The organism is Methylobacterium oryzisoli, from assembly GCF_046557895.1.
Lineage (GTDB): Bacteria > Pseudomonadota > Alphaproteobacteria > Rhizobiales > Beijerinckiaceae > Methylobacterium > Methylobacterium oryzisoli.
This window is the reverse complement of sequence record NZ_JBKIBX010000037.1, coordinates 26239-42694: the sequence shown is the minus strand read 5'-3', so window position 1 is coordinate 42694 and position 16456 is coordinate 26239. Positions and strand designations below refer to the sequence as shown.

At 72.6% G+C, this 16456-nt stretch carries 16 protein-coding genes; 3 read left to right on the top strand and 13 right to left on the bottom strand.

Annotation, left to right across the window (positions count from 1 at the left end):
- Positions 1–109: 109 nt before the first annotated feature.
- From ACKUB9_RS26220 to ACKUB9_RS26200, 5 genes are all read right to left on the bottom strand, one after another.
- The gene (locus ACKUB9_RS26220) at positions 110–1450 is read right to left on the bottom strand and encodes an NCS2 family permease (RefSeq protein WP_407528762.1); all 1341 of its coding nucleotides are present in this window, start codon (positions 1448–1450) and stop codon (positions 110–112) included.
- Positions 1450–4176, bottom strand: coding sequence for a molybdopterin-dependent oxidoreductase (locus tag ACKUB9_RS26215; protein ID WP_407528721.1), 2727 nt, complete (start codon positions 4174–4176; stop codon positions 1450–1452). Before ACKUB9_RS26215 ends, ACKUB9_RS26220 begins: the two co-directional genes overlap by 1 nt.
- Positions 4173–5000 carry an FAD binding domain-containing protein gene (locus ACKUB9_RS26210; protein ID WP_407528719.1) on the bottom strand — a complete coding sequence of 276 codons (828 nt, stop codon included), beginning with the start codon at positions 4998–5000 and terminating at the stop codon, positions 4173–4175. The genes ACKUB9_RS26215 and ACKUB9_RS26210 overlap by 4 nt, the downstream gene beginning before the upstream one ends.
- A 142-nt stretch (positions 5001–5142) precedes the next feature.
- On the bottom strand, positions 5143–5853 hold the full coding sequence (gene ung, locus ACKUB9_RS26205; RefSeq protein ID WP_407528717.1) for a uracil-DNA glycosylase: 711 nt from the start codon (positions 5851–5853) through the stop codon (positions 5143–5145).
- Between the two features lie 6 nt (positions 5854–5859).
- Positions 5860–7380, bottom strand: a complete 1521-nt coding sequence (locus tag ACKUB9_RS26200; protein ID WP_407528716.1) for a bifunctional metallophosphatase/5'-nucleotidase — start codon at positions 7378–7380, stop codon at positions 5860–5862.
- Positions 7381–7635: 255 nt separating this feature from the next.
- On the opposite strand from ACKUB9_RS26200, the gene ACKUB9_RS26195 reads away from it, so the two are divergent.
- Positions 7636–8889, top strand: coding sequence for an ABC transporter substrate-binding protein (locus ACKUB9_RS26195; RefSeq protein WP_407528715.1), 1254 nt, complete (start codon positions 7636–7638; stop codon positions 8887–8889).
- The gene (locus ACKUB9_RS26190) at positions 8886–9350 is read left to right on the top strand and encodes a DUF3237 domain-containing protein (protein ID WP_407528713.1); all 465 of its coding nucleotides are present in this window, start codon (positions 8886–8888) and stop codon (positions 9348–9350) included. The genes ACKUB9_RS26195 and ACKUB9_RS26190 overlap by 4 nt, the downstream gene beginning before the upstream one ends.
- Positions 9351–9403: 53 nt before the next feature.
- Here the strand turns inward: ACKUB9_RS26190 and ACKUB9_RS26185 are convergent, their stop codons facing one another.
- The 7 genes from ACKUB9_RS26185 to ACKUB9_RS26155 form a co-directional block, all read right to left on the bottom strand.
- Positions 9404–9868: a type II toxin-antitoxin system HicB family antitoxin gene (locus ACKUB9_RS26185; RefSeq protein ID WP_407528711.1), complete on the bottom strand. Its 465-nt coding sequence runs from the start codon at positions 9866–9868 to the stop codon at positions 9404–9406.
- A gap of 38 nt (positions 9869–9906) precedes the next feature.
- On the bottom strand, positions 9907–10113 hold the full coding sequence (locus ACKUB9_RS26180) for a hypothetical protein (protein WP_407528709.1): 207 nt from the start codon (positions 10111–10113) through the stop codon (positions 9907–9909).
- A gap of 280 nt (positions 10114–10393) precedes the next feature.
- The gene (gene ureC, locus ACKUB9_RS26175) at positions 10394–12121 is read right to left on the bottom strand and encodes an urease subunit alpha (protein ID WP_407528707.1); all 1728 of its coding nucleotides are present in this window, start codon (positions 12119–12121) and stop codon (positions 10394–10396) included.
- Between the two features lie 16 nt (positions 12122–12137).
- Positions 12138–12539 carry a type II toxin-antitoxin system VapC family toxin gene (locus tag ACKUB9_RS26170; RefSeq protein ID WP_407528706.1) on the bottom strand — a complete coding sequence of 134 codons (402 nt, stop codon included), beginning with the start codon at positions 12537–12539 and terminating at the stop codon, positions 12138–12140.
- Entirely contained in the window at positions 12536–12808 is a 273-nt protein-coding gene (locus tag ACKUB9_RS26165; RefSeq protein WP_407528704.1) for an AbrB/MazE/SpoVT family DNA-binding domain-containing protein, read from the bottom strand. Before ACKUB9_RS26165 ends, ACKUB9_RS26170 begins: the two co-directional genes overlap by 4 nt.
- A gap of 37 nt (positions 12809–12845) precedes the next feature.
- Positions 12846–13466: an urease subunit gamma gene (locus tag ACKUB9_RS26160; RefSeq protein ID WP_407528702.1), complete on the bottom strand. Its 621-nt coding sequence runs from the start codon at positions 13464–13466 to the stop codon at positions 12846–12848.
- 86 nt (positions 13467–13552) lie between these two features.
- Positions 13553–14395: an urease accessory protein UreD gene (locus ACKUB9_RS26155; protein WP_407528701.1), complete on the bottom strand. Its 843-nt coding sequence runs from the start codon at positions 14393–14395 to the stop codon at positions 13553–13555.
- A gap of 104 nt (positions 14396–14499) precedes the next feature.
- Here ACKUB9_RS26155 and ACKUB9_RS26150 point away from each other — a divergent pair, with 104 nt between their 5' ends.
- Complete coding sequence (locus tag ACKUB9_RS26150; protein WP_407528699.1) at positions 14500–14958, top strand: cupin domain-containing protein; 459 nt, start codon at positions 14500–14502, stop codon at positions 14956–14958.
- Positions 14959–15031: 73 nt separating this feature from the next.
- Here ACKUB9_RS26150 and ACKUB9_RS26145 read toward each other — a convergent pair whose 3' ends face one another.
- Entirely contained in the window at positions 15032–16330 is a 1299-nt protein-coding gene (locus ACKUB9_RS26145; RefSeq protein WP_407528697.1) for a M16 family metallopeptidase, read from the bottom strand.
- Between the last annotated feature and the right edge of the window lie 126 nt (positions 16331–16456).

Genomic DNA, 16456 nt, shown 5'->3' with positions numbered 1-16456 from the left:
CCCTTCTCCTGGGGGGGGGGGGGTTCCCCGCGTCCATCATTCAGGCATCGGCGGAAGTGGGACGGTGGTGCCGCAAGCCCCCGGACGGCGCCCCGCTCCGACCATCCCCTCAATGCCCGAAGCCCGATTCGATGAACTTGTACAGGAAGACCGCCGCGATCACCCAGACCACCGGCTTCACGCCCCGCGCCCGCCCGGTGAGGAGCTTGAGGGCCGCGTAGGTGATGAACCCGAAGGCGACGCCGTTGGCGATCGAGTAGGTGAAGGGCATCAGCACCGCCGTGACGCAGGCCGGGATCACCTCCGTGAGGTCGTCCCAGTCGAGGTTCACGAGGTCGTGCAGCATCAGACAGGCGACGTAGAACAGGGCCGGCGCCGTGGCGTAGGGCGGCACCGAGCCGGCGAGCGGCGCGAAGAACAGGCAGGCGAGGAACAGGACGGCCACCGTCAGGGCGGTGAGCCCGGTGCGCCCGCCCGCCTCGACGCCGGACGCGCTCTCCAAGTAGGCCGTGGTGCTCGACGTGCCGAGAAGCGCGCCCGCGAAGATCGCGCCGCTGTCGGCCATCAGCGCCCGGTCGAGGCGCGGGTTGGGGCCCTCCCGCAAGAGGCCGGCCCGGCTCGCGACCCCCATCAGGGTCCCGGTGGCATCGAACAGCTCCACCAGGAAGAGCACCAGCACGATGTTGAGGAGGCCGGCCGAGAGCGCCCCCGAGAGGTCGAGGGCGAACAGCGTCGGGGCGATCGAGGGGGGCCACGACACCACGCCCTGGAAGCTGTTGCCGGCGACGACGAAGCTGAGGGTCGTGACGGTCAGGATGCCGATCAGGAGCGCGCCCTTCACCTTCCGGATCGAGAGCGCCGCCACCAGGATGAAGCCGGCGACCGCCAGCGCCGTGCTCGGCTTGTGCAGGTCGCCCAGCGTCACGAAGGTGGCCGGGCTCGCCGCCACCACGCCCGCGTTCCTGAGCGCGATGATCGCCAGAAAGAGCCCGATGCCCACCGTGATGGCGATGCGCATCGAGCGCGGGATGCCGTCCACGATCAGGCTGCGCAGGCCCGTGAGGGTGACGACGAGGAAGCAGACGCCGGAGATGAACACCGCGCCGAGCGCCGCCTGCCACGTGTAGCCCAACTGGAGCACCACCACGTAGGCGAAGTAGGCGTTGAGCCCCATGCCGGGGGCGAGCGCGATGGGATAATTGGCGAGGAAACCCATCAGCGCCGAGGCGAAGGCCGCGATCAGGCAGGTGGCGACGAAGACCGCCCCCTTCGGCATGCCGGCATCGGCCAGGATCGAGGGGTTGATGAAGACGATGTAGGCCATCGTCAGGAAGGTCGTGAGCCCGGCCAGCAGTTCGGTGCGCACGGTGGTGCCGTGCGCGCGGAGCGCGAACAGCCGCTCCAGCACGCCCCCCGGCGGCCCGCCGGCCGGGTCCCGCATCGCATCCATCATCCCCGCTTCTGCGCCGCGGCGTCCATCACCGCCCGATAGATCCGGTCCGGCGCGAAGGGCGTCGCGGTCAGGCGCACGCCCGTGGCGTCGCGGATCGCGTTGGCGAGCGCCGCCGCCACCGGGTTGAAGGGGCTCTCGCTCATCGACTTGGCGCCGAGCGGGCCGATGCGGTCGTGGGTGTCGGCGAAAAACACCTCGGTGACCGGCACGTCGGCGCAGGCCGGGATGTGGTAGCTGCGGAAGCTGCGCGTCGCGACGTGCCCGCGCGGGTCGAGCCGCACCGCTTCGTGGAGCGCGGCGCCGAGCGCCTGGGCCACCCCGCCCTCGATCTGCCCGCGGCACTGCGCCGGGTTGAGCACCCGGCCCGCATCGGCGGCGTGGACGCTGCGCAGGACGCGCACCTCGCCGCTCCGCGGATGCACCGCCACCCGAAAGGCCTGCACGTTGAAGGCGATGGAGCGCGGGGTGCCGTCCGCCCGGCCCTCCGCCGCCAGCGGCGCCAGGGCGGCGAGCGGCACCGGCCCGCCCGGGGTCTCGACCGCCGCGGGGCCGAGCCGGCAGGCGGCCGGATCCGCCCCCGTCCGCGCCGCCGCCGCGGCCAGGATGCGCTGCGCCAGCGCCTCGGCGGCGCGGAATGTGGCCTGTCCGGCCACCACGATCCCGGTGCTGCCGTAGGCGCCGGTGTCGTAGCCGACCGCGTCGGTGTCGGCGTGGTGCAGCGCGATCCGCTCCGGCGCGGTGGCGAGCACGGAGGCGGCGATCTGCCCGTGCACCGTCGCGGTGCCGTTGCCGAACTCGGCGGTGCCGACCGCGAGCGCGTAGGTGCCGTCCGGCGCGAGCGCGAGGCGCGCCTCGGCGACGTGGCCCCGCGGCGGGATCGTGTCGATCATCGCGAGCGCCATGCCCTGGCCGATGCGCCAGTCCGGCCCGGGCGCCGGCAGGCCGCCCGGCGTGGCCATCGCGGTCTCCGCGAGGTCCAGGCACTGGTCGAGCCCGTAGCTGCCGTACTCGACGTCGTGCGGCGCGAGGCTTTTCGAGACCATCGGGTCGCCCGGCCGCACCACGTTGCGGCGGCGCAGGGCGTAGGGGTCGAGCCCGAGGCCGCGGGCGAGGTCGTCGAGGGCGGATTCGAGGGCGAAGATGGTCTGGCTCAGGCCGTAGCCCCGGAAGGCGCCGGCCGGCAGGGTGTGGGTGTGGACGGCGTAGCCGTCCACGCGCTTGTTCGGGCAGCGATAGACCGCCAGCACCTCGTTGCAGCCGTGGTGCAGCACCCCGCCCGCGTGGTTGGCGTAGGCGCCGGTCTCCGACAGCACGTCGAGGGCGATGGCCGTGAGCGTGCCGTCGCGGCGCGCGCCCACCCGCACCCGCACCCGCATCGCGTGGCGGGTGGTGGCGCCGATGAACTGCTCCTCGCGGGTGAAGTCCCAGCGCACCGGGCGCTTCAGGCGCAGCACCGCCAGCGCCACGAGGTCCTCGGTCAGCATCTCCTGCTTGCCGCCGAAGCCGCCGCCGACCCGCCCGCAGACCACCCGCACCCGGTCGCGGGCGAGGCCGAGGAGGGCGCAGAGCGCGTCGCGCGTCAGGAACGGCACCTGCGTCGAGGAGCGGATCACCAGCCGCCCGTCCGCGTCGAGCCAGCCGACCGCGCCGTGGGTTTCGAGATGGGCGTGCTGGACGCGCTGCGAGCGGTAGGTGTTTTCCACGACGAGGTCCGCCGCGGCGAAGCCCGCCTCCACGTCGCCGATGGCGCCGTGGACCTCCGCGGCGAGGTTCGGATGGGCGCCGGGCGGCCCGGCCCCCGGCCGGTCGGCGGGATCGTGGACGAGGGGCGCGCCGGGTTCGAGCGCCGCCTCCGGGTCGAGGAGGGCTGGGCGCGGCGCGTACTCCACCACCAGCGCCCGGCAGCCCGCCTCGGCGGCGGCCTCGCTCTCGGCGGCCACGGCCGCGACCCGCTGGCCGGCGAAGCGCACCACCGCGTCGAGCATCAGCGTGTCGGGCGCATCGTCGCGCGGGTCGTGGTGGCGCCCGGTCGAGAATGGAACCGCCGGCACGTCCTCGTGGGTGAAGACCGCGACGACGCCCGGCACGGCCAGCGCCGCCGAGCGGTCGATGCGCCGGATGCGGGCATGGGCGTGGGGGGCGCGCAGCACCCGGAGGTGCAGCGCCCCGTCCAGCGCGAGGTCCTGGGTGTAGCGCGCGCGCCCGCTCACCAGGGCGGGCCCCGCGGGCGCGGGCTGGCTGCGCCCGCACGGATCGGCGCCGGAGGAATCGAGCGCGAGGCCCGCCACCGCGTCCGCGATCGCCCGGTAGCCGGTGCAGCGGCACAGGTTGCCCTTGAGCGCGTCCGCGAGGTCGGCGCGCTGCCCCTGATCGAGGCTCGCCGCCGTCATCACCATGCCGGGGGTGCAGTAGCCGCACTGGAAGCCCTGCGCGGCCAGGAAGGCCGCCTGCACCGGGTGCAGCTGCGCGGGCACCGGGTCGCCGGGCCGGCAGGGGCCGGCGAGCCCCTCGATGGTCGTGACGCTGCGCCCCTCGGCCCGCCACGCCGGGACGAGGCAGCTGTGCACCGGCTCGCCGTCGAGATGCACCGTGCAGGCGCCGCAATCGCCCGCATCGCAGCCCTTCTTGACCCCGAACCAGCCCAGCTCCCGCAGGAGCGTGCGCAGGCACTGGCCGGGCGCCGGCCGCGCCTCCTGGTCGTGGCCGTTGACGGTCAGGATCATCCCTCGGTGCCCCCGTCGAAGGCGCGCCGGATCTCTTCGGCGAGGAGACGGGTCACGTGGCGGCGCCAGTCGGGCGCGCCGTGGACGTCGTCGTAATAGGCCTCCTCCGGGATCGCCGCGTCGAGCGCCGCCGCGAGTTCGTCCGCGCCGGGCAGGGCCGGACAGCCGATCCGGACCGGCCGGCGGGTTGAGGCCGTGACGGTGAGCGCGAAGGCGCCGCCCGCGTCGCTCGTGCCGATCAGGAGGGCGCCGGAGCGGCCGTTCGGGCTCAGGGAGATGCGCCGGACGAGGCCGCGCCGCCGCAGGGCGGCGTCCGGCAGGTCGATGCGGTGCAGGATCTCGCCCGGCCGCAGCGCCGTCTCCTGCGGCCCCCGCACGAAGTCGAGCACGGAGAGCCGCCGCTCGCCCCCGTCCGGGGTCCAGATCAGGCAGGTGCCGTCGAGGGCGGCGGCGAGCGCGGTCATGGGTCCGGCCGGCAGCGCGAGGCAGAGATTGCCGCCCACGGTCGCGGTGTTCCAGATCTTGAACGAGCCGAGCAGCGCCCGGCAGCACGGGTCGATCAGGGCGGCGGCGCGCCACTCCGGGGGCAGGTCGAGCCGGTGGAGCTGTGCGAGGGTGCAGGTGGCGGACAGCGACAGGCCGTCCGCGCTGATCCGGGCCGGCGGCCAGCCGAGGCTCGTGAGGTCGAGGAGCCGGGTCACCGCGGGCTGCGGTTCGGAAAAAAGCCACGTCCCGCCCGCCAGCCACGCGTCCCCGGCCTGCCGCAAGGGCAGGTCCGTGCGCGTGCGCGGGGTCAGGACGCTGGTGACGGTGGTGAGGTCCATCGCGGCTCCGCCTGCCCGAATCGGAATGGGTCCCGGGCCGGACCACGATACTCCCACATCGCCGCGCGCTTCTCCTCTCCCGGCCTCTCATGACACCCGCGGGAATCTGTTTCACGACGGACCGTGCAAGCCCCAGGCCGGCTCAGGCGGCGTCGAGCCGCCAGTCGATGGGCGGCAGGCCCTTGCCCGCCAGCCACGCATTCGCCTGCCCGAACGGACGGCTGCCGCGGAAATCCGCCCGCCGGTTCAGCGGCGAGGGATGGCCGGCCTCCAGCACGAGGTGCTTGGCGCGATCGACCAGGGCGGCGCGCTGGCGGGCCGGCGCGCCCCAGAGCAGGAAGGCCGCCGCGGGCTGCGCGGCCGAGACCGCCGCCACCGCCTGATCGGTGAGGGCCGACCAGCCGAGCTTGAGGTGGGCGCCGGCCTTCCCCGCCTCCACGGTCAGCGCGGTGTTGAGGAGGAGCACGCCCTGCCGCGCCCAAGGCGTGAGGTCGCCGGTGGTCGGCACCGCCGTGCCGGTTTCTTCGGCCATCTCGGCGAGGATCACCTTCAGGGAGGCGGGCAGCCGCCGCCGGCCGCGATACGAGAAGGCGAGGCCGTGGGCGTCGCCGGGGGTGGGATAGGGGTCCTGGCCGAGGATCACCGCCCGCACGCGGTCGAGCGGCGTGAGCGTGAGCGCCCCGAACACCGCCTCGGGCGCCGGCAGCACGGTGGCGCCGGCCTCCCGGCGGGCATCGACGGCCTGCGCCACGCGCTCGGCGCTGCCGTCGGTGAAGAAGGGCAGCGAGAGCCAGGGCGAGCCGCTCGCGCGGAACCGGGCGAGCGCGCCCGCGACGCTGTCGGGATCAGGCATGCGGCCTCAACGGATCAGGATGCGTCCTGTTTCCACGCGGACCGGCGCGTGCGCGGCGATGTAGCTCATCACGAGGTTGGCGAGCAGCGGACCGTCGGTGGCGCCGACGAGCGTGCGCCCGTCCGCGAGCATGCCGTAGCCGTTGCCGCCGCTGAGCATGAAGTTGTTGGCGGCGACGCGGTAGCGGCGCTCGGGATCGAGGGGAGCGCCGTCGGCGCGCGCCGCCGTCACGCGCCGGCCGACCGGCGCGGCGGCCTCCACCGTGACCGTGAGGCCGGAGACCTGGGGGAACCGCCCGGCCGGGCGGCCGAGTTCGGACAATCCGTTCTCCAGGGCGGCGAGCACCTGCGCGCCGGTGATCTCCACCACCACCAGGGTGTTGCCGAAGGGCATCTCGGCCGAGATGTCGCGGCGCGTCAGCGTGCTCCCGGCCATGTAGAGCCGGTTGCCCCGGAAGCCGCCGCCGTTGGTGATCGCGATCTCGGCCTCGCCCGCCGCGCGCATCGCGTCCGCCGCGAGGTCGCCGAAGGCCGTCTCGCCCTGGCGGATCGCGCTGATGCGGGTGTCGAGATCGACGTCGGTGCGCCCCACCGGCACGTCGAGTTCGCGCGACAGCTCCCCCTCCAGCCGGGAGACGATCGCCTGCACCTCGGGATCCGGCTCGACCTCGCTCGAATCGTGGATGCGGAAGCGCGGGGTCCAGACGAGCCGGCGCGTCTTGCCCTCGCCCACGATCTCCACCCGCACGTCGATCGCCGTGACGTAATACCCCTCCTCGCTCGACTCCACGAACACCGTGCGGCCGTCGTAGCGCAGCGCGAGGTCGTGATCGTGGCCCGACAGCACCACGTCCACGAGGCGCGAGCGCACCAGCAGGTCGTCGGTGGGCCGGTCGGTATGCGTCACGGCGACCAGGAACTCGGCGCCTGCCGCCCGCAGCCGCGCGGCCTCCGCCCGCAGCGTGTCGAGGGCCGGCCCGAACCGCCAGTCGCCCGAGCGCGCCTTCTGGGGCGTCTCCGGCAGGGCGAGGCCCACCACCCCGACCTTCACGGGGCCGAGCGTGACGATCGTCGAATCCAGCATGCCGGGGATCGGGGTTCCGTCCGCCCGGCGCAGGTTGGCGGCGAAGAACGGGAAGGTCGCCTCGCCGAGCCGCTGCAGGTAGATCTCCTGGCCGAAATCGAACTCGTGGTTGCCCGGCACGAAGACGTCCGGCCGGATCAGGTTGGTGAGCTCGATGATGTGGCGGCCCTTGTCGAAGCCGGACATCAGCGAGGGCGAGAGCGTGTCGCCCGCGTGGCAGAACAGCAGGGGCACGCCCCGCGCCCGCTCGGCCTTGACGATCGCCGCGAGCTTGGCGAAGCCGCCGCGCCCGTCGAGCGCGCCCATGCGGTAGATGTCGTTGACGAGGAGCAGCGTGAAATCGGCGTCGGGCCCGAGCGCCCAGGCCGGCCCGCCGGCGAACGTCACCGAGAGGCCGGCCCCGACACCGAGGCCGAGGGTCTGGCGGCGGGTGGGGCGGGACATCGGAACTCCGGAGCGGGGATTGGGTGGCCCTTTGTGGCCGAGGTTCTTGAATGGTGGAAGACGGAAGGGGTGATGCGCGCAGGCGAGCCGCCCCTCCGAGGCCGTGCGGCCTCGCGGCGGGTCGGCCGGAGCGCTCCCCGAGCTTGCTCGCACGCCCCGATTGCCAATCCGATTTTGTAATGCGATATAACTATAATACCGGATCGGCAGGCCGCACGGCGCCCACGACCAGATCCGGATCAGGGAGAGCACGCCATGACGGACGCGAGGCAACCGGCCCGCCGCCGCCCCCGACCCTTTCGCGCCCTGGTCCTCGCGGCCCTGCTCGGAGCGCTCGCCCCGCCGGCCCGGGCGCAGGCCCCCGCGATCTCCGGCGACGTGGTGCGGATCGGCGTGCTGGCCGACATGTCGACCGGCATGGCCGACAATTTCGGCACCGGCAGCGTCACGGCGGCGCGCCTCGCCCTGGAGGATTTCGGGCCGACCGTGCTCGGCAAGCGCATCGACCTCGTCTCCGCCGACCACCAGAGCAAGCCTGACGTGGCGATAACGCTGGCCCGGCGCTGGTTCGATCAGGACGGGGTCGACATGATCACCGACCTCGACAACTCGGCGATCGCGCTCGGCGTGCAGGCGCTGGCGCGCGAGAAGGGCCGGCTCGCCCTCATCACCGGTTCGGGTTCGACGGTGATCACCGGGGCGCAGTGCTCGCCGAACGGGGCGCTGTGGGTGATCGACACCTACGCGCTCGCCCGCACCATCGCCAAGCCGCTGGTGGAGGCGGGCGAGGCATCGTGGTTCTACATCGTGGCCGACATCACGCTCGGCAAATCCTTCGTGGCCGACGTGACGCCGGTGGTGACGGGCGGCGGCGGCAAGGTGGCGGGGCAGGTCTTCCACCCGCTGCTCTCCCCCGACCTCTCCTCGCAGATCCTGCAGGCGCAGGGGTCGAACGCGGGCGTGATCGCGCTGTTCAACGTCGGGGGCGACGCGATCAACGCGGTCAAGCAGGCCTCCGAGTTCGGCGTGCTCGGCGGCCGGCAGAAACTCGCGGGCTTCTACATGACGGCGGTGGACGTCCGCGCCCTCGGGCTGCCGGTGGCGGGCGGGATGTACCTCGCCGAGGCCTTTTACTGGGACCAGGACGACGCCGCCCGCGCCTTCGCCAAGCGCTTCTACGAGCGCCAGCGCGCGATGCCGAACAGCTACCAGGCGGGCGTCTACTCGGCGGTGACGCACTACCTCAAGGCCGTGCGCGAGGCCGGCACCGACGCGCCGGACGCCGTGATGGCCAAGATGCGCGAGATGCCGATCGAGGATTTCATGACCCGGGGCGGGCGCCTGCGGCCGGACGGGCGGGTGATCCGCGACGTCTCGCTGTTTCAGGTGAAGCGGCCCGAGGAATCGCGCGGCGAGTGGGACCTGCTCAAGCGGGTCGCGACCTTGCCGGGCGCGGAGGCCTTCCGGCCGATCGAGGCGAGCGACTGCCCGCTGGTGAGGAAGCCGTGAGCCTGCCGCCGCCCGGCCTCGCCTTCGCGTTCGACGCGCGGATCGCGGTCGCCCCGCCCTGCAGCGTCGGCCCGACCCGGGCGGGCGAGCGGCGCGTGATCGCGATCACCGGCGGCACGGTGGCGGGGCCGGGCCTCTCGGGCCGGGTGCTGCCGGGCGGAGCCGACTTCCAGACCATCGAGGCGGACGGGCTGACGCTGGTGCATGCCCGCTACGTCATCGAGGCCGCGGACGGGGCGCTCGTCTACGTCGAGAACACGGGTCTGCGCTTCGGCCCGCCCGAGGCGCTGGAGCGGCTGCGCCGGGGCGAGGCGGTCGATCCGGGCCTGATCTACTTCCGCACCGTCCCGCGCTTCGAGACGGCGGCCCCGCACCTCGCGTGGCTCACCACCAGCCTCTTCCTCGCCACCGGCGCACGCGCGCCGGACCACGTGCGCCTGAGCGTGTTTCGGGTGACGTAAGGACAGCGCATACGGGCCAGGCCCTGTTCCGTTCCCCTTATGCGAGGCTGCGCCTAAGCCGGGTCGGTCACGAAGGTCACCACCAAGCGGCCGCCGAGCGCGTGCGCCACCTCATCAAGGCGCCCGAGCTTGGTGCGGTGGTTCGGGTCGAGGACACGCCGCACCTCGCCCTCGGCGACCCCCAGGCGATCGGCGAGCGCCTTGCGGGTGTCGCCCTTCCGGCGAAATGCCTCGTAGACCGCGACCTTCGCGGCCAGTTCCGCCGGGGGCGCGATCAGGCGCCAGCCGGATTGAAGCGCGGACGGAGACGGGATTTCTTCCTGGTCACGCATGCGGCTGCGCAAGGCTTCGCGCAGACAGTCGGACGCGGCGGCGATCGCCTCCGCCTCATCGTTGCCAAAGGTCCGGGCCTCGGGAAGATCAGGAAAATCGACGAGATACGCCTCCTGCTCTACCTGCCGGAACCGGGCGGGATAGGTATAAGAATTCGCCATAGCATTCACGGTTTCCATCAGCATCCGAGCGGGGCTCGCAGGATACAATCCCGGCTAAATCGTCAAACGGCGTCCGAGCCAAGCCCTAGCTGTTCGAGCAAATCATCGATGTAAAAGCGGGGAAGATCCTTATCCGGAACCGTTGTCTTGCGTCCTCCGACGTAGACGGTGCCGTGGCTTCCCTTTCCCTCGCCGGGCTGCCAGTCATAGTACAGACCGTTCTTACGGCAATAACGCCGAACAGCGCGCAAAAACGCGTCCCGCTTCATGTCGCTTCTTCCTGAGATTGGGTGGTTTTGCTCGGTTCATCGTTTTGTCTCTCTCTAGGCGATGCCCCCAGACGAGGAGCTTAGCCGCCAGGGCAACAGGCGTCACGGTCAGTCCAGTCGATATCGTACAAATTTGTACGTTTGTCAATCAGATCGAGAAGGCGCGAGCACACGGAGCCGCTACGCGGCCCAGTCCCCTGAGTTCCGGGGTCGCATTCCGCTGACGCTGCATGTGCCCGGGAAATGGGGGTCTGGCGCGGAGCGAACCGCCGAACCAAGATCAGAACAGGAAGTAGCGCTGGGCCATCGGCAGCACCTCGGCGGGCTCGCAGACGAGGAGTTGGCCGTCGGCGCGCACGTCGTAGGTCTCGGGGTCCACCTCGATCACGGGCGTGGCGTCGTTGAGGATCATGCTGCGCTTGCCGATGCCGCCGCGCACGTTCTCGACGGCGACCAGCTCCTTCTGCACCCGCAGCTGCTCGCGCAGGCCCGCCTCCACGGCCGCCTTCGACACGAAGGTGAGGGAGGTCGCGGCCGGCACGCGGCCGAAGGCGCCGAACATCGGCCGGTAATGCACCGGCTGGGGCGTCGGGATCGAGGCGTTGGGATCGCCCATCGGAGCCGTCGCGATGGCCCCGCCCTTGATCACGAGGTCCGGCTTCACGCCGAAGAAGGCGGGCGACCACAGCACGAGGTCGGCGAGCTTGCCGGGCTCGATCGAGCCGATGTGGCGCGACACGCCGTGCGCGATGGCCGGGTTGATCGTGTACTTCGCCACGTAGCGGCGGGCGCGCAGGTTATCGTTCCCGGAGGCGTCGCCCGGCAGGGCCCCGCGCTGGCGCTTCATCTTGTCGGCGGTCTGCCACGTGCGGATCACCACCTCGCCGACCCGGCCCATCGCCTGGCTGTCCGAGGACATGATCGAGAGCGCGCCGAGGTCGTGCAGGATGTCCTCCGCGGCGATCGTCTCGCGGCGGATGCGGCTCTCGGCGAAGGCCAGATCCTCGGGGATCGACGGGTCGAGGTGGTGGCACACCATCAGCATGTCGAGATGCTCGTCGATGGTGTTGCGGGTGTAGGGCCGGGTCGGGTTGGTGGAGGAGGGCAGCACGTTGGGCAGGCCCGCCACCTTGATGATGTCGGGCGCGTGGCCCCCGCCCGCGCCCTCGGTGTGGAAGGCGTGGATGGTGCGGCCCCGGAAGGCCGCGATCGTGTCCTCCACGAAGCCCGACTCGTTGAGCGTGTCGGTGTGGATCATGACCTGCACGTCGTGGGCGTCCGCGACCGTGAGGCAGCAATCGATCGCCGCGGGCGTCGTGCCCCAATCCTCGTGCAGCTTGAGCGCGCAGGCGCCGGCCCGGATCATCTCCTCCAGGCTCTCGGGGCGCGACGCGTTTCCTTTGCCGGCAAAGGCGAGGTTCATCGGGAAGGCGTCGGCGGCCTCGATCATCCGGGCGATGTGCCAGGGACCGGGCGTGCAGGTGGTGGCGAAGGTGCCGTGGGCCGGCCCGGTGCCGCCGCCCAGCATGGTGGTGACGCCGGAGGTCAGGGCCTCGTCGATCTGCTGCGGGCAGATGTAGTGGATGTGGCTGTCGAAGCCGCCGGCCGTCAGGATCTTGCCCTCGCCCGCGATCACCTCGGTGCCGGGGCCGACCACGATGGTGACGCCGTCCTGGATGTCCGGGTTGCCGGCCTTGCCGAGCGCTGCGATCCGCCCGCCTTTGAGGCCGACGTCGCACTTCACGATGCCCCAGTGGTCGAGGATCACCGCGTTGGTGATCACGGTGTCGACGGCGCCGGCCGCGTTGCTGGCCTGCCCCTGCCCCATCCCGTCCCGGATCACCTTGCCGCCGCCGAACTTCACCTCCTCGCCGTAGCGGGTGTGGTCGTGCTCGACCTCGATGACGAGGGCGGTGTCGGCGAGCCGGATCCGGTCGCCCTTGGTCGGTCCGAACATGGCCGCGTAGGCGGCGCGGGGCAGGCTCGCGGGCTTGGGGGTGTTGGCCATGGGCAGCAGCGTCCGGTCAGACAGGCATGGGAGTGAAGTCGGGGTGGCGCGCCGCCCGGCTATCGAAGGTCAGCGTCGTGCGGGCGCCCGCCCGCCGGTTCAGGCTGCCGATCAGGTAGTCTTGCAGGCCGGCCGGGCCGTGCCGCCAAGCGTCGACGGCTGCCGTGACCGCCTCCTCGTCCGAGAAGACGATGTGCGGCGAGGCGATCATGACGTCGATCAGCGCGAGGACCTGCGCCTTGTCGAACCGTTGCCGGCGCATGAGGGTCCAAACGAACTCGATCAGGACGATCGGATTCACCAGCACCGGATCCGCGAGTCGCTCGGCACTGTCGATGAAGGCGATCGCGCGCGGCGACTGGTCGGCGTCGTCCTCGAGAGTCTGTCGCAGCAGGACGTTCGTGTCGATGCCGATCATGGGCGCGACTTCGTGCGCTCGTCCTCGGCGACGAGGTAATCCCCGATCGGATCGTCGCCCGGATCCGGCGTCGCGCCCGCCGCCCTGGCGCGCCGCGCGATCGCCCGCATCTGTGCGAGACCGTCGCTCGCCCGGGCGAGCGTGGCGCGTCCGCTGTCATCGACCACGAGAGACAGCTTGTCCCCGGGCACCGCGCCGAGCGCGCTCTGCGCCTCGGCCGGCAATGTGACCTGTCCCTGAGCGGTCAGCGTGAGGGCGAAGCGTCGCATCGCTGAAGTCCTCGTTCGTGGGAGCGGACGGTCGATCCTACAGCGTCCCCATCACGTCGCCGCGGAAGCCGTACACGGCCCGTGCCCCGCCCATCGGCACCAGCGTCACCTCCCGGGTCGACCCGGGCTCGAAGCGCACCGCCGTGCCGGGCGCGATGTCGAGGCGCTGGCCGCGGGCCTTGTCGCGGTCGAAGCGCAGGGCCGGGTTGACCTCGAAGAAGTGGTAGTGCGAGCCGACCTGGATCGGGCGGTCGCCGGTGTTGGCCACCTCGATCAGGGTGCGCGGCGCCCCCTCGTTGAACACGATCTCGCCCGGGAGCGTGGCGACCGCACCCGGCACGTCGGCCGAGACCGCGCCGCGGATCGGGTGGTGCACGGTCACGAGCTTGGTGCCGTCCGGGAAGGTCGCCTCGACCTGGATGTCGTGGATCATCTCAGGGATGCCCTCCATCACCTGGGAGGCGTCGAGCACCTGGGCGCCCGCCTGCATCAGCTCGGCCACCGTGCGCCCGTCGCGGGCGCCCTCGACCACGAAATCGGTGATGAGCGCCACCGCCTCGGGGTGGTTGAGCTTCACGCCCCGGGCCAGACGGTTGCGCGCCACCTGCGCCGCCATGGCGACGAGGAGCTTGTCCTTCTCGCGGGGTGTGAGCAGCACGGACGCGTCCTCTGGGTTGGGCGGAGAGCGGAGCCTTCGAGCATCCTTCACGAGGCTCGGGCGTGAGGCAAGACGCGGGCCGAGGCTCAGGTCTGCCAGACGCGGGGCAGCGGCGCCCCGCGGAATCCTTCGAGCAGGTGGGCCGCCGCGCGCCGCAGGGCGCCGATCTCGCGGGCGAGCAGGCGCACGACCAGCATGCCGTTCCAGGCGCTCGCCCCCGCCTCGACCTGCAGGGCCTCGCACCCCGCCGCGTCGATCAGCGCGCGCATCCGGTCGAGCTCGGCCTCCGCGTCCGGCGCCACGTGGACGAGCGTCGCCAGCGCCCGGGCGCCGCCGGCCACGGCCGGGCGCGCCATCAGGTCGGCGACCGCCCCGTCGAGGCGCAGGGTGTCGGCGTAGACGAGCCTCCCGTCCCGGCGGATGCGCCACGCGTCGTGCAGCAGCCCTTCGCGCACGCTCTCGCCCCGGGCCGCGCGGCCGAACACCAGGGCCTCGAACAGCGTCAGGGTGGCGTCGGGCGCCATCTCGGCATCGAGCCGCCGGGTCAGGCGGGAGGCATCGTACAGGATCGTCTCCTGCGGCAGCCACGCGAGGCGCGCCCCGGAGGCGAGCGTGAGCCGGGTCGCGAGGTCGGTGACCGGCCCGTCCGAGCGGTAGATCTTTTCCGCCGCCGTCGTGGTCAGGACGAGGTCGGCCCCCGGCCCGAGATCGGCCGTGACGGTGAAGCGGTCGCCGCAGGCGATCCCGCCCGCGCTGTTGAGGAGCACGCCTTCGAGCACCGGCCCCTCGGGACGGGGCAGGCGCAGGCGCAGGGGGCCGGCCTCGGCGAGGTCCGTGAGGCGGGTGGCGCCGCCCGCGAGCCGCGCGGCGGCGAGCGCGACGCGGCCGAGGGAGCGCTGGCGCTGCGGCCAGGGAGCGGAGGGGGACATCGGCCGCCCTTTAAGCGTGGCCGGGCGCCCCCGCGCAAGTCGGGTCCATCGCGCATGGCCCCAGGCCGCGCTAGGATCGCAGGCGAGGAGCGAGGGAGCACGCGATGGCCCAGGAGCCGACCTCCGAGGAACCGACCTCCAATGAACCGACCTGCCGCGTCGTGGGCGCGGGCGCCGACTACGTCGGCAAGCAGGCGCTGACCTACGCCCCCGGCATCTCGGCCGAATCGGTGGGCGCGAAGGCCATCCACCTCCAGACCGTGACGATGCCGCCGGGCGCGCGGGCGAGAGCCCACCTGCACGAGGGGCACGAGACGGCGCTGCACGTGCTGAGCGGGGTCGCGGGCATGTGGTACGGCGCGCGGCTGGAGCACCACATGTGGTCGCGCGCGGGCGACTACGTCCACATCCCGGCCGGGGTGCCGCACCTGCCCTACAACGCCAGCCGCACCGAGCCCTGCACGGCGGTCATCGCGCGCACGGACCCGAACGAGCAGGAGAGCGTGGTCCTGCGGCCGGACCTCGACGGCCTGCGCCCGGCGGGCGAGGACCCGATGGCCTGAGGGGGTCCTGGGCAGGGTCCGGGATCATCGGGCCCCGGCGGGTCCAGGGCGGGGCGCCGGAGCGTGCTTCCCGTCAGATCTCGGTCGGACGGCCGGCGGCCACGACGAGGAGACGGCCGTCGCCGAGCGTGCGCGCGGCGGCGCGGCGGATGTCGTCCTGGGTCACGGCGCCGATCAGGCCGTTGCGGCGGCCGATATAGTCGATGCCGAGGCCCTCGAAGGCCACCTGCACGAGCTGGTGGGCGATCTTGGTCGAGGTGTCGAAGCCGAGCGCGTAGGAGCCGGTGAGGTAGTCCTTGGCCTTCTGCAGCTCCTCGTCGCTGGGACCGTCCTGCGTGAGCCGCGCGATCTCTTCGGCGATCACCGCCAGGGCCTCGGCGACGCGCTCGTTCTTGGTGGCGGTGTAGCCCCAGGTCATCGAGGCGGCCCGGTGGCTCACCAGGGAGGTGCCGACCGAGTAGGCGAGGCCGCGCTTCTCGCGCACCTCCTGGAAGAGCCGCGACGTGAAGGCGCCGCCGCCCAGCACGTGGTTGAGCACGTAGGCCGGGATGAAGTCGGGATCGCGCCACGGCACGCCGTCGGTACCGAAGCGGATCACCGATTGCGGCACGTCGAGATCCACCACGATGCGCCGTCCGCGGCCCGCGATGCGGGTCGGCGGCACGGCGGCGAGCGCCCCGCCCTCGCCGAGGCGCCCGAAGGCGGCGTCGAGCGCGCGCTGCAGCGCCTCCTCGCCGATGGCGCCCACCGCCGCGACCTTGACCCGGCCGCGGCTCAGGAGGCGCGCGTGGAGCGCCACGAGGTCGTCGCGGGTGATGCCCGACACGCTCTCGATCGTGCCGCCGGAGGGCCGGCCGTAGGGATGTCCCGGATAGGCCTCGGCGAAGAAGCGGCGCGAGGCCATCACGCCGGGATCGTTCTGCTGGTAGCGCAGGCCCGCGAGCATCTGCGCCCGCACGCGCTCGATGGCGGCCTCGTCGAAGCGGGGCTGCGCCAGGGCGAGCGCCAGGAGCTCGATCGCCTCGTCGGCGTGCCTGACCAGCATCTTGAGCGAGCCGCCGATCGCGTCGGGACCGGCATGGAAGCTCAGCTCGATGGCGCGCGCGGCGAGGCGCTCCTGGAAGGCGTCGGAGCCGTAGGGCCCGGCCCCCTCGTCGAGGAGGCGCGCCAGCATCTGCACGGCGCCGGACTTGCCCTCCGGATCCTGGGCGGCGCCGCCCTCGAAGGTGAAGGCCAGCGCGATCAGCGGCACGACGGGGGATTCGACGTGCCACGCCTCGACGCCGCAGGCGGCGGCGACCGGGCGGGCCTGGGCCGGGGAGGAGGCGGGGCTGAGGGCGGCGGTCCGGGTGACGGCATCGGCCGGGGTCATGGGGGACCTCTTCTAGAGCATTGTCCGACGAAGTGGATACCGGTTCGTCGCAGACGATGCGGCAAATAAGGACTTGGAACGGCGCCCGGCCGCAGCGCGATCGGGCGCCGCTCTCGTTCCGGTTCG

Coding starts and splice junctions, on each gene's coding strand:
- ACKUB9_RS26210 (WP_407528719.1), bottom strand. CDS start 5,000: ATGGACCTCACCACCGTCACCAGCGTCCTGACCCCGCGCACGCGCACG.
- ACKUB9_RS26200 (WP_407528716.1), bottom strand. CDS start 7,380: ATGTCCCGCCCCACCCGCCGCCAGACCCTCGGCCTCGGTGTCGGGGCC.
- ACKUB9_RS26150 (WP_407528699.1), top strand. CDS start 14,500: ATGGCCCAGGAGCCGACCTCCGAGGAACCGACCTCCAATGAACCGACC.
- ACKUB9_RS26165 (WP_407528704.1), bottom strand. CDS start 12,808: ATGCGACGCTTCGCCCTCACGCTGACCGCTCAGGGACAGGTCACATTG.
- ACKUB9_RS26185 (WP_407528711.1), bottom strand. CDS start 9,868: ATGCTGATGGAAACCGTGAATGCTATGGCGAATTCTTATACCTATCCC.
- ACKUB9_RS26155 (WP_407528701.1), bottom strand. CDS start 14,395: ATGTCCCCCTCCGCTCCCTGGCCGCAGCGCCAGCGCTCCCTCGGCCGC.
- ACKUB9_RS26215 (WP_407528721.1), bottom strand. CDS start 4,176: ATGATCCTGACCGTCAACGGCCACGACCAGGAGGCGCGGCCGGCGCCC.
- ACKUB9_RS26195 (WP_407528715.1), top strand. CDS start 7,636: ATGACGGACGCGAGGCAACCGGCCCGCCGCCGCCCCCGACCCTTTCGC.
- ACKUB9_RS26170 (WP_407528706.1), bottom strand. CDS start 12,539: ATGATCGGCATCGACACGAACGTCCTGCTGCGACAGACTCTCGAGGAC.
- ureC (WP_407528707.1), bottom strand. CDS start 12,121: ATGGCCAACACCCCCAAGCCCGCGAGCCTGCCCCGCGCCGCCTACGCG.
- ACKUB9_RS26180 (WP_407528709.1), bottom strand. CDS start 10,113: ATGAAGCGGGACGCGTTTTTGCGCGCTGTTCGGCGTTATTGCCGTAAG.
- ACKUB9_RS26220 (WP_407528762.1), bottom strand. CDS start 1,450: ATGGATGCGATGCGGGACCCGGCCGGCGGGCCGCCGGGGGGCGTGCTG.
- ung (WP_407528717.1), bottom strand. CDS start 5,853: ATGCCTGATCCCGACAGCGTCGCGGGCGCGCTCGCCCGGTTCCGCGCG.
- ACKUB9_RS26145 (WP_407528697.1), bottom strand. CDS start 16,330: ATGACCCCGGCCGATGCCGTCACCCGGACCGCCGCCCTCAGCCCCGCC.